This window comes from Nitrosospira multiformis (genome assembly GCF_003050865.1).
Classification (GTDB): domain Bacteria; phylum Pseudomonadota; class Gammaproteobacteria; order Burkholderiales; family Nitrosomonadaceae; genus Nitrosospira; species Nitrosospira multiformis_E.
In genome coordinates this window covers 1-11,825 of record NZ_QAOK01000011.1, presented here as the reverse complement: position 1 = coordinate 11,825, position 11,825 = coordinate 1, and the positions used below count along the sequence as shown (strand labels likewise).

Annotated in this window: 14 protein-coding genes; 13 read left to right on the top strand and 1 reads right to left on the bottom strand. The window is 53.1% G+C overall.

From position 1 onward, the window contains the following. Positions 1 to 81: 81 nt before the first annotated feature. Positions 82 to 417 carry a hypothetical protein gene (locus tag C8R21_RS16400; RefSeq protein WP_258192312.1) on the bottom strand — a complete coding sequence of 112 codons (336 nt, stop codon included), beginning with the start codon at positions 415 to 417 and terminating at the stop codon, positions 82 to 84. Between C8R21_RS16400 and C8R21_RS07310 the strand changes: the two genes are divergently transcribed. From C8R21_RS07310 to C8R21_RS07250, 13 genes are all read left to right on the top strand, one after another. Continuing rightward, positions 337 to 666, top strand: a complete 330-nt coding sequence (locus C8R21_RS07310; RefSeq protein ID WP_258192310.1) for a YceD family protein — start codon at positions 337 to 339, stop codon at positions 664 to 666. The genes C8R21_RS16400 and C8R21_RS07310 overlap by 81 nt on opposite strands. A gap of 21 nt (positions 667 to 687) precedes the next feature. Further along, positions 688 to 867: a 50S ribosomal protein L32 gene (gene rpmF / locus C8R21_RS07305; protein WP_107762114.1), complete on the top strand. Its 180-nt coding sequence runs from the start codon at positions 688 to 690 to the stop codon at positions 865 to 867. Between the two features lie 54 nt (positions 868 to 921). Beyond that, a complete protein-coding gene (gene plsX, locus C8R21_RS07300) occupies positions 922 to 1,983 on the top strand; it encodes a phosphate acyltransferase PlsX (protein ID WP_107762113.1) in 1,062 nt (353 codons plus the stop codon). Further along, positions 1,980 to 2,939 (top strand): beta-ketoacyl-ACP synthase III, encoded by a 960-nt coding sequence (locus tag C8R21_RS07295; RefSeq protein ID WP_107762112.1) that lies wholly within the window; start codon positions 1,980 to 1,982, stop codon positions 2,937 to 2,939. The genes plsX and C8R21_RS07295 overlap by 4 nt, the downstream gene beginning before the upstream one ends. Before the next feature lie 149 nt (positions 2,940 to 3,088). After that, positions 3,089 to 4,039, top strand: a complete 951-nt coding sequence (gene fabD / locus C8R21_RS07290) for an ACP S-malonyltransferase (protein WP_074973291.1) — start codon at positions 3,089 to 3,091, stop codon at positions 4,037 to 4,039. A 63-nt stretch (positions 4,040 to 4,102) separates the two neighbouring features. Next, complete coding sequence (fabG, locus tag C8R21_RS07285) at positions 4,103 to 4,843, top strand: 3-oxoacyl-ACP reductase FabG (RefSeq protein WP_074973289.1); 741 nt, start codon at positions 4,103 to 4,105, stop codon at positions 4,841 to 4,843. A gap of 185 nt (positions 4,844 to 5,028) precedes the next feature. Continuing rightward, positions 5,029 to 5,265, top strand: coding sequence for an acyl carrier protein (gene acpP, locus C8R21_RS07280; RefSeq protein WP_074973287.1), 237 nt, complete (start codon positions 5,029 to 5,031; stop codon positions 5,263 to 5,265). A gap of 33 nt (positions 5,266 to 5,298) precedes the next feature. Then, on the top strand, positions 5,299 to 6,546 hold the full coding sequence (gene fabF / locus C8R21_RS07275) for a beta-ketoacyl-ACP synthase II (RefSeq protein WP_107762110.1): 1,248 nt from the start codon (positions 5,299 to 5,301) through the stop codon (positions 6,544 to 6,546). Between the two features lie 10 nt (positions 6,547 to 6,556). Then, positions 6,557 to 7,549 (top strand): endolytic transglycosylase MltG, encoded by a 993-nt coding sequence (gene mltG / locus C8R21_RS07270; RefSeq protein WP_107762109.1) that lies wholly within the window; start codon positions 6,557 to 6,559, stop codon positions 7,547 to 7,549. A 248-nt stretch (positions 7,550 to 7,797) separates the two neighbouring features. Then, complete coding sequence (locus tag C8R21_RS07265) at positions 7,798 to 8,748, top strand: HpcH/HpaI aldolase/citrate lyase family protein (protein WP_074973280.1); 951 nt, start codon at positions 7,798 to 7,800, stop codon at positions 8,746 to 8,748. A 220-nt stretch (positions 8,749 to 8,968) separates the two neighbouring features. Next, on the top strand, positions 8,969 to 10,159 hold the full coding sequence (locus tag C8R21_RS07260) for a malate--CoA ligase subunit beta (RefSeq protein WP_107762108.1): 1,191 nt from the start codon (positions 8,969 to 8,971) through the stop codon (positions 10,157 to 10,159). Further along, entirely contained in the window at positions 10,160 to 11,047 is an 888-nt protein-coding gene (gene sucD / locus C8R21_RS07255; RefSeq protein WP_074973276.1) for a succinate--CoA ligase subunit alpha, read from the top strand. It abuts the gene before it with no gap. A gap of 61 nt (positions 11,048 to 11,108) precedes the next feature. After that, entirely contained in the window at positions 11,109 to 11,480 is a 372-nt protein-coding gene (locus tag C8R21_RS07250; protein ID WP_146162459.1) for a hypothetical protein, read from the top strand. Positions 11,481 to 11,825: the final 345 nt, after the last annotated feature.

The following is an 11,825-nucleotide window of genomic DNA, read 5'->3' as shown; positions in this document are numbered from 1 at the left end:
GATTGTAATACCAAGTGTGCGCCGACATCAATTGAGTATCAGGCGCGACTTGCGGATATAAAGCATATAAGAAGTTATGTCCTATGTCAGGGTAACCGCAATATGGGGTATTTCCAGAAAAGCAGCGAGATTTTGAAGCCGGTAGAAGACAAGAGCGCAATGTTTATGGGTGTCCCGCTCGTCATAGATTCCCTGGATTTCGCGTGTAAGGCAGAAGTGTGCCGTGGTAAGATCGCAATTGCCGGATTTCAGCGTCTGCAGGATTATCTGGTTAACAACTCCGGTGAGTTGGGATATGCGGTTATTGGAGCGCTGGATGAAAACAGAAGGCCAGTTTTGCGCGTAGACATTCAAGGTGTCGTAAACCTCCAATGCCAGCGTTGCCTGGAGGAACTCGAACATGTGCTCGACATCCATACAGAGTTGCTACTGGCGCAAAATGAGCAAGAGCTCCAGAGCTTTGATGAGGACAAGTACGTGGACTGCATTCTGGCTCAGCCCGACATGGATGTTCTGGCGCTTATCGAGGATGAAATCATTCTGGGTCTGCCCGTATCTCCACGCCACGAACAGAGCGAATGCACGTCTGGCGGACGGGAGGAGGGGAAGGCAATAAGGGAAGTATCTCCCTTTGCCGCTCTGGCGGCACTGAAAAAAACGCATTGAATTTATTGAGGAGTTGAATTTATGGCAGTGCAACAAAACAAGAAGTCCCCCTCCAAGCGGGGCATGCACCGGTCGCATGATTTTCTGAGGACGACCTCTCTGTCGGTTGACTCCGGCACGGGTGAGGTGCATTTGCGTCATCACATCAGTCCCACCGGCTATTATCGCGGCAAAAAGGTCGTCAAAACAAAAGAAGATTGAATTTCGCCCGTTGATTTTTCGGTCCGAAGTTTATTCCGGCCTCAAGGGCAGAAATTGACTATAACCGTAGCTGTAGACTGCATGGGCGGCGATCACGGCCCTCATGTGACGGTTCCCGCAGTCGTCGACTATCTCCAGCGCAACCCTGCGATCGACGTGGTTCTGGTAGGGTTGTCCGATGTTATCGAATCCGAGCTGCGTGCCATGAGGTGTACGCAGAACCCTCGGCTCAGGATTCATGCTGCAAGCGAGGTCGTCGGCATGGACGAATCTCCAGCGACGGCGTTGCGGGGTAAAAAAAATTCTTCGATGCGCGTTGCGCTCGACCTGGTCAAGAGCGGTGAAGCTCAGGCCTGCATCAGCGCCGGTAACACCGGAGCATTGTTAGCGACTTCCCGGTTTGTGTTGAAGACGCTCCCGGGTATCGATCGGCCGGCTCTTGCGGTGGTATTGCCCACCATGAAAGGGCACACCTATGTGCTTGATCTCGGCGCAAACGTGGATTGCACTGCGGAGCATCTGCTTCAATTCGGTGTGATGGGCGCCACCTTGGTCTCGAGTATCGAGAACAAGGAAAAACCGAGCATCGGTTTGTTGAATATCGGCGAGGAAGAGATCAAAGGAAATGATGTGGTGAAGCGCGCGGCGGAACTGCTACGTGACAGTGGGCTTAATTTCTACGGAAATATCGAGGGAAACGACATCTATAAAGGAACGACCGATGTGGTTGTGTGCGATGGCTTCGTCGGCAATGTTGCGCTGAAAACCTCGGAAGGCGTAGCGCAAATGCTCTCGCATTACCTGCGCGAAGAATTCAGGCGGAACCTTCTCACTAAACTTGCGGGGCTTATCGCCATGCCCGTGATCAGAGCCTTCAAGCGCCGTGTCGATCACCGGCGCTACAACGGGGCTAGTCTGCTCGGACTCCGCGGCATCGTCATCAAGAGCCATGGTTCGGCTGACAGGCGGGCATTCGGTTTTGCGATTGCGCGCGCCGTGGATGAAGTACGGGGCGGAATGTTGCGCCATATAAGCGAGCGGGTGGCGCAATTACCGCATCAATCCATGTCATCCTCCTCTTACACCCAATCGTTGGCGGAAGAGAGTCCGGTATGAAGTATGCCAGAGTCATTGGAACCGGCAGTTATTTGCCCGATAAAATTCTCACTAATCATGATCTGGAGCGCATTGTCGACACGAGCGACGAGTGGATCCGGACCCGTACCGGCATTGCGCAACGGCATATCGCCGCCGACTCGGAAATGGCAAGCGATCTCGCTTTGAATGCGAGCCGTGAAGCAATAAAGGCAGGTGGGATCGATCCGCGGGAGATCGAACTGGTGATTGTCGCCACCACCACGCCCGACATGATATTTCCCAGCACGGCATGCATCCTGCAAGATAAGCTCGGTATCGGGGATTGCGCAGCATTTGATGTACAGGCGGTATGCAGCGGTTTTATCTACGCGCTTGCCACTGCAGATATGTTCATTCGAACCGGGAAATGCCGGACGGCGCTGGTTGTCGGCGCAGAAGTCTATTCACGCATACTGGACTGGAGCGACCGCAACACTTGCGTACTGTTTGGTGACGGCGCGGGCGCTGTGCTGTTGAGGGGCGATGAACAGCCCGGAATCCTTTCAACGCATTTGCATGCGGACGGGAGCCAGAGCAAGATTCTTTCCGCACCGGCTAACATCTGTGGCGGCAAAGTGCAAGGTAAACCCTTTGTCGTGATGGAGGGTAATACGGTTTTCAAGTTTGCGGTAAAGGTTCTGGAAGAAGTCGTACACGAGGCTTTGGCTGAAAACAACCTGGAGTCATCGGATATCGATTGGCTGATTCCGCATCAGGCCAATATCCGTATTATTGCTTCGACCGCAAAAAAACTCGGCATTTCCATGGATAAGGTCGTCGCCACCGTGGATAAGCACGGTAACACTTCCGCCGCCTCGATTCCATTGGCCATCGATATCGCTGTCCGAGACGGGCGCATCAAATCTGGCCAGCATGTGCTTCTGGAAGGCGTGGGGGGAGGTTTTACCTGGGGAGCGGCATTAATCCGCTGGTAAGCCAGTTCCTGCTGCTGGACTCCCGTATTTTAATTGTTCTTGTTTCAGTTCCCTTTCCAGCGGGGTTTTAAAAACTTTTCTTTCCTCGGCTCGAAGGTTTTTTCGTTGCCTGCCGCAGATGGAACCGTCGAAGGGTTGTACTGATACTGATGAGCGTACAGGTTAAATTTGCATGTGTTTTCCCGGGACAGGGGTCTCAGTCCATAGGGATGATGGCCGGATACGGCAGTTTTCCAGTGGTACGGCAGACTTTTGCTGAAGCATCCGATGTGTTGAAGCAGGATTTGTGGGGGATGGTGTGCGACGGTCCGGCCGAAACCCTCAATCTGACCGTTAATACCCAGCCGCTGATGCTGACTGCCGGAGTAGCGGTTTACCGGGCGTGGCAGACCCTGGGCAAAGTCAGGCCGGCCTTCATGGCGGGGCACAGTCTCGGGGAATATACAGCGCTGGTAGCGTCCGAGGCATTGTCTTTTGCTGACGCCTTGCCGTTGGTACGCTTCCGCGCGGAGATAATGCAGCAGGCTGTGCCTGAAGGAGTGGGCGCGATGGCGGCGATTCTCGGACTCGATGATGACATTGTACGCTCGATCTGCCGGGAGGTTACAGAAGCATCGGATGGGGAATCGCTGGAACCGGCAAATTTCAATTCACCCGGACAGATCGTGGTTGCGGGTCACAAAGACGCGGTGGTTCGTGGCATGGAAGCGGCAAGGTCTAAAGGCGCAAAGCGGACCGTCATATTGCCCATGAGCATTCCTTCGCACTGCTCCCTGATGAAACCCGCAGCGGAAAAAATGCGCCAGCAACTGGCGCAAGTCACGCTTCGTTCACCCAAGATCCCACTATTGCATAATGCGGATGTAGAACAGCACGAGGATGCTGAGAGCATCAAGGAAATTCTGGTCCGGCAGTTGTTCAATCCTGTCCGCTGGACGGAGATCATCCGTTTTATTTCTGGCGCTGGCATCCATCACGTGGTGGAATGCGGGCCGGGCAAGGTTCTGTCCGGACTCAATAAACGTATAGATGCAAATTTGCAGAGCCTCGCATTGAGCGACGATGCGGCGCTTGGCCATGCGGCGGCTTTGGCAGGATAAAGGTCAAGCGGACATATCCAGCGTGGCCGCATTGCTCATCATTGAACGACGTATTGGAAGATCATGCCGCAAAATCAGACAGCACTTGTAACCGGCGCCAGTCGGGGAATCGGGCAAGCCATTGCCCTTGAACTCGGTAGACAGGGGGTTACCGTTATCGGTACAGCGACAACAGAGGATGGCGCCCGAAATATCGATCACTTCCTGAAAGAGGCAGGCTTCAGGGGAACGGGGATGGCATTGAACGTGAATAACCCCGCACAGGTCGAAAGCGTTATCAAGACAGTACAAGAGGAATTCGGCGAGATCGCAATCCTGGTGAACAATGCCGGCATCACCCGCGACAACCTGCTTCTCCGCATGAAGGATGAGGAATGGGATGAGATCATGGAAACGGATCTCAAATCGGTGTTTCGCTTGAGCCGCGCCGTGCTGAGGTCAATGATGAGAGTGCGTTACGGGCGCATAATCAATATTTCCTCGATAGTCGGGGCTACCGGAAATATCGGCCAGGCCAATTATGCCGCTGCAAAGGCCGGAATATTCGGTTTCAGCAAGTCCCTTGCCCGGGAAGTGGCGAGTCGCAATATCACGGTCAATTGCATCGCGCCCGGGTTCATTGCAACAGACATGACTCAATCCCTTACAGAAAAACAACAGCAGGTATTATTTCAGCAGATTCCAGTCGGAAGGCTTGGATGCCCCGAGGATGTGGCGACAGCAGTGGCTTTTATTGCCTCACCCGCTGCCGCATACATAACGGGCGCCACCCTTCACGTGAACGGCGGAATGTATATGGATTAGCAATGGGAACGGCGCGCCAAAGATGGATTCCGCCTCATCCAGTCGCGCCATGTGACTGTATGGCTGTCAGAATGGGAGATGGGGTTTTGGTGTCCGGTGTATTCGGTCTGGAATGTGTCGATTTTACTAATATGGAAAACTTGCTAGAATGGCGGCGTTTTTTCTTACGGAGAGAGGTTACCTAGATGGAAAACGTGGAACAACGTATAAAAAAAATTGTAGCGGAGCAGTTGGGCGTGAACGAGGCTGATGTCAAAAACGAATCTTCCTTTGTGGATGATCTGGGCGCCGATTCGCTTGATACGGTGGAGCTTGTGATGGCGCTGGAAGAGGAGTTCGAGTGCGAAATTCCTGACGAACAGGCTGAGAAAATAAATACTGTTCAACAGGCAATCGACTATATCAATTCTCACAGCAACTGATTTTGTTTCCAGTAAATCCATATCGGAGTCATTTTGTCGAAACGTAGGGTAGTGATCACCGGACTAGGCATAATTTCGCCAGTCGGTAATTCGGTTTCAGATGCCTGGGCCAATATTCTTGCCGGGAAATCCGGGGTTACTCGAATCAACCGTTTCGACTCTTCCGCATTCGCTTCTCAGATAGCCGGAGAAGTCAAAGGTTTTGATATCACGAATTATCTTACCGCCAAGGACGCGCGTCGAATGGATGTATTCATTCATTACGGCATGGCTGCAGGAATTCAGGCGGTAAAGGATGCGGGTATTGAAGACATGGCTGCCAGCAATCTCGATCCTGAACGAATCGGCGTCAATATCGGCTCCGGGATTGGGGGGCTGTCCATGATCGAGGGAACGTACGACGCCTATCACGCCGGTGGTGTGCGCAAGATTTCCCCATTTTTCATTCCCAGCACCATCATCAACATGATCGCAGGTAATCTGTCCATCATGTATGGTTTTCAAGGGCCGAATCTGGCCATTGTTACCGCTTGCACCACCGCTACCCACTGTGTGGGGGATTCAGCCCGGCTGATAGAATATGGCGATGTGGATGTAATGATCGCGGGTGGAGCCGAATCCTGCGTAACACCCCTTGCAATAGGTGGATTTGCGGCAGCGCGAGCCCTTTCCACCCGCAATGACGACCCTGCCACTGCCAGTCGGCCGTGGGATAAGGGCCGCGATGGTTTCGTCCTGGGCGAGGGGGCTGGTGTTCTGGTGCTGGAAGAGATGGAGCATGCCATGCGTCGCGGAGCCAGGATTTATGCTGAGCTTGCCGGTTTTGGCATGAGCGCCGATGCGTACCACATGACCGCACCCTCTGAAGACGGAGAGGGCGCCGCGCGTTGCATGACGAATGCGCTCCGAAATGCCAAGCTGAACGCGGATGACGTCGACTACATCAATGCCCACGGCACATCGACGCCGCTAGGAGATGTTGCAGAAACCGTTGCAGTAAAGCGATGCTTTGGAGAGCATGCAAAGCAGCTCGTGGTGAATTCTACAAAATCCATGACGGGTCATCTGCTCGGCGCAGCAGGCGGGGTAGAAGCAATATTCAGCGCGCTGGCCGTACACCACCAGGTTTCACCTCCCACGATCAATATTTTCAATCAGGATCCGGAGTGCGATCTGGATTATGTTCCCAACCATGCGCGAGAAATGAAGATCGATGTGGCAATGTCGAACTCATTTGGTTTTGGCGGTACGAATGGCACCTTGATTTTCCGAAGAACCTGATTTCTGCTTTGTGGCGAAACTACTGAAGCGCTTCATCCGCGTCGTTTTTCTGGGAACGGCGCTCTTTTCCGCATGGGTGGGGTATAGGGTCAGCAAACCCGTTGAGCTTCCCATTGTTCCTTATGAGTTTTCGATCGAGCAAGGCAGCAGTGTAAAAACCATCGCCAGTCAACTGGCGAATGCCGGTGTTTTGCCTGATGCCTGGTCTTTTGTCCTGTTGTCACGCTTGATGGGTGTCGCTACATCACTCAAGGCGGGAGACTATGAGATTACTGCGAGCATTTCGCCATTTCAGTTGCTACAGCGAATAACCAGGGGTGATAGCAGCCAGAGTGAAATCAGATTCATCGAGGGCTGGACTTTTTCCCAGCTCAGGCGAATGCTGGATGAGCATCCCGCTCTCCGCCACCAGACCACTCACCTGAGCAACGGGGAGATTCTGCGGCTGATCGGAGCAACCGAGGCTGCGGCAGAGGGATTGTTTTTTCCGGATACCTATTTCTTTGCGCGTGGGAGCAGCGATGTGGCAGTATTAAAACGCGCTTACCGCGCCATGCACAACCACATGGATATCGCCTGGGCACAGCGGGCAGTAAACCTTCCTCTGAAAGATCCGTACGAGGCCCTGATCCTGGCATCGATCATTGAAAAGGAAACAGGTCGGGAGGATGATCGCAGAATGGTCGCCGCCGTGTTTATCAACCGCTTGCGGTCACGCATGTTGCTACAGACAGATCCGGTAGTCATTTATGGTCTGGGCGATAAATTCGATGGCAACCTGCGTAAAAAAGATCTCTTGAGCGACCAGGAATATAATACTTACACACGTCCTGGCCTGCCGCCAACTCCCATTGCCTTGCCTGGTTTGGCTTCAATCCGCGCCGCGCTCAATCCCGCAACGACCGATGCTCTGTATTTTGTTGCAAAGGGGAACGGAGAGTCCCATTTTTCCAGCAATCTGTCTGACCATAACCAAGCCGTTTCCAAATACCAGAAACGGTAGTATCCGCCCAATGACACGTGTACTGGGGCCCCGCGCGCAAGGGGGGCGCTTTTTCCACTGTTTGATCCTGATTCCGATCTCTTCACAAAAGTTAAATTGAACATTATCTTCTTCAAAAGTAAAATAGTGCGTTATTTATCACAACGATAAGCAGAACTGAGCCAGGATGCGCTCCAGCAATCCGGGCCACGCCAGTTCCCCTCCCAATCCCGTCTCCAAAATTAAATAACTCAATCAGGAAGGAGCAAATGAGCCATACACTATATGAAGCCTCTGTCATTCGTGTGCAACGATGCGAACTGGCTGTTCCCGGTTCGAACCCTGGCATGTTCGAGAAAGCCCTGAAAAGCGGTGTGGATTTTGTTTTTCTCGATCTCGAAGACGCCGTTGCCCCGGATGACAAGCTGACTGCACGAAAAAACGTTATCGAGGCGCTCAATGACCTGGACTGGAGAGGTCACGGGGTGACTGTTTCGGTACGGATAAACGGTCTGGATACCCAGTTCATGGTTCGTGATGTGGTTGACGTGGTCGAAAAAGCAGGTCACAAGCTGGATACCATACTGATCCCGAAGGTGGGGATATATTCGGATGTCTATATGGTTGAAGCCATGCTCAACCAGCTGGAGATGCAGCAGGGACTGAAAAACCGGATAGGCATTGAAGCATTGATTGAAACGGCCTTGGGTATGGCGAATGTGGAAGACATTGCCCGCAATGGCGTGCGCGGGCGGCTTGAGGCGCTCCATTTCGGCGTAGCGGATTACGCCGCCAGCAATCGCGCCAGAACGACAAACATCGGCGGTCTCAATCCCGATTATCCGGGAGACCAGTGGCACGCTGCCATCAGTCGGATGACTGTCGCCTGTCGTGCTTATGGCTTGAGGCCGATAGACGGTCCTTTTGGCGATATCAAGGATCCGGAAGGCTATAAAGCGGCGGCAAGACGAGCTGCCGCTTTGGGCTGTGAAGGTAAATGGGCTATCCATCCGTCGCAAATCGATCTTGCCAATGAGGTTTTCACCCCACCTCCATCCGAAGTTGAAAAAGCACAACGTATCCTCGCGGCATTGCAGGAGGCGGCAGCTCAAGGGAAAGGGGCGGCTGCACTGGATGGGCGCCTGATCGATGCCGCATCGGCAAGAATGGCCAATAACGTGGTAAAAATGGCAGAGGCGATAGGCGCAACCGCGACATAGCGTACTTCCGACCGCATCGAGCGGTCTTTCTTTTTCTCCTGATCCTGCCGGTGGGGATACTCAGGTTGACGGATACATTACTGTGAAGTGTGACGCCGTTTCCATCAGGCAGGTTCGCTTTGTGCTTGAGCAATTCAAGGAATCCATGAAGCTTCCTGGATTGCGAGAGCCGTGACCTCGGAAAATAGTGAAAATTATTGTTGATAAATAAGGTGACGCATTGGATATACATGAGTATCAGGCAAAAGAAATTTTAATGAGGTATGGGGTCAAGACAGCGGAAGGGGGATTGGCATATACGATAGAAGAAAGTGTGCAGCGTGCCAGGGAAATCGATGGCAATGTATGGGTGGTGAAGGCGCAGATCCATTCGGGAGGACGCGGCAAGGCGGGGGGCATCAAGGTATGCAGGACTCATGACGAAGTCCGGGAGGCCGCTGAGGAGTTGCTGGGAAAGATTCTGGTGACTCGTCAGACCGGATCTGTGGGAAAGGTGTGTACACGAGTATATGTGGAAGCGGGCACGCACATTGCCAGGGAGATGTATCTCTGCTTTCTAATAGACAGAAGTTCGGAGCGTATCGTCATGATAGGCTCGGGGCAGGGTGGAATGGAAATCGAGGAGCTGGCTCACACAAATCCCCATGCCATCAAGAAGATTTTTATCGAACCCGCAGTTGGGTTGCAGGATTTTCAGGCGAGAGAGATGGCTTTTGCACTGGGCATGGAAGCGGCACAACTGCCTCATGCCGTTAAAACCATCCGGGGCTGCTATCGCGCCTTGCGTGATCTGGATGCAAACATGGTGGAAATCAACCCCCTTGTGATCACCGGGAGCGGTGAACTCATTGCTCTTGACGCGAAAATGAGCTTCGACGAAAACGCCTTGTTTCGCCGGCACGAGGTTGCCGAACTGCGTGATAAAACACAAGCCGATCCTCGGGAGATGGCAGCCTCCGATCATGGGTTGAGCTACATCGGATTGAACGGTGATATCGGATGCATGATAAACGGTGCCGGACTCGCCATGGCAACGATGGATATGATCAAGCTCGCGGGCGGGGAGCCGGCAAATTTCCTTGACGTGGGAGGTGGCGCGTCGGCTGAACGTACGGAAAAGGCATTTCGCCTGGTGCTGGCTGATAAAGGAGTCAAGGCGATGCTGGTCAATATCTTTGCAGGTATTAACCGCTGCGACTGGATTGCGCAAGGCGTCGTGCAGGCGGTAAGAAATATCGATATGAAAATACCGCTGGTGGTGCGCTTGTCCGGTACCAATGTCGAGGAGGGCCAGCGGATCATTGCTGAAAGCGGCTTGTCGATCATCACAGCGGGAACGCTGGCGGAGGCGGCCGAGAAGGTTGTCCAGGCGCGCAATGGCGCGGTTGCAGAAGAGTGCAAAGGGATATAAATGGCGATTTTAATTGATGAGAGCACACGGATCATAGTTCAGGGCTTCACCGGCAAGATCGGTACTTTTCATGCACAGGATATGATCAATTACGGTTCCAACATTGTCGGCGGCGTAACCCCTGGCAAAGGGGGGCAGCAGCATCTGGGGAGACCGGTTTTCAATACGGTGAAAGAGGCTGTTCAGCAAGTCGGTGCGAATGCAAGCATCGTGTTTGTGCCTCCGGCATTTGCGGCGGATTCAATCATGGAAGCAGCCGACGCAGGCATCAAATACTGCGTTGCCATTACTGATGGTATTCCTACGCAGGATATGATGACGGTCAAGAACTTTTTACGCCGCTTTCCTATCGAAGAACGCATGGTGCTTACCGGCCCGAATTGTGCTGGTACGATCAGCCCAGGCAGGTCGATACTGGGAATCATGCCGGGCCATATCTACATGCAGGGAGATGTGGGCGTCGTTGGCCGTTCCGGAACGCTGGGGTACGAAGCCGCGGATCAAATGCGGACGCTGGGCATCGGCATATCGACATCGGTTGGTATTGGCGGGGACCCGATTATTGGCAGTTCGCATCGCGATATTCTAGAGAGATTCGAAGAGGACCCGGAAACAAAAGTAGTGGTCATGATTGGAGAAATTGGAGGGCCTCAGGAAGTCGAGGCAGGCATTTTCTCCAGAGACCACATGAGTAAACCACTCGTGGCGTATATTGCAGGCCTGACAGCGCCAGAAGGCCGCCGCATGGGACATGCGGGTGCGATTATCTCCGCAGCGGGTGAAAGTGCTGCGGAAAAAGTTGCCATCTTGAAAGAGCTGGGCGTCACTATTTCCCCCACCCCTTCGGCCATAGGGGAGACAGTCGCAAAGGTCTTGGCCAGAATGTAAGCGCGCAGGAGATTTCGCCACACACTTTTTAATGGCGACGAACGAACGTGGAGGCTTGGATATGTCAATCTGGATGACAGCGTTAAAAATCATTCCTTGGGGGAATGTGGTGGAATCCGCACCGCATATCGTAAAGGCGGCCAAGCACCTTTTTTCTGCCACAAAGAAGGAGACAGCCGATTTCTCGGCAGATTGGCAGACAGGAGATTCCTCGGGCAGCCTGGACAAACGTGTTCGTTTCCTGGAGGCGAAACTCATCGAGTTGAGTGATGAGCAGAGGTCTTCCGCCGAATTGATAAAATCGCTTGCTGAGCAGAACGCCCTGATGGTCGAAGCGATCGAGGTTTTTCGGGTTCGTGTGAAAATGCTGCTTACTGTTTGTATCCTGCTGCTGGGAGGACTTGCAGTTGTCATATTCAGGTTCGTGGTCTGATCTCAATTTTCTTGACATGGGATGTGGGTCCGGTTAGGCTACGCGCTGTTTTGGTCTGACCCGGTTACGCGGGTTTTCCAGCGCAGCGGATATGTGCAGGGGAGGCCGTATTCAATATGGATGCGGTAATGCAGATATCCGGGGAACATTGAATAATTTCACGGGATTACAGCATTTCTTGCGTCTTCCGGTTATCCCGATTTTACTCTGCAGCGTCCTTTTGCAAGGACTTGTTCAACGTTCCTGATAAACAACAACATCATTACGGAGTAAAGGAGAGAAGCAGATGTTAATGAAGCCTTGGCTGAGGCTGGTTACGCTTGCGTGTGGGGTGCTGTTTGCGGG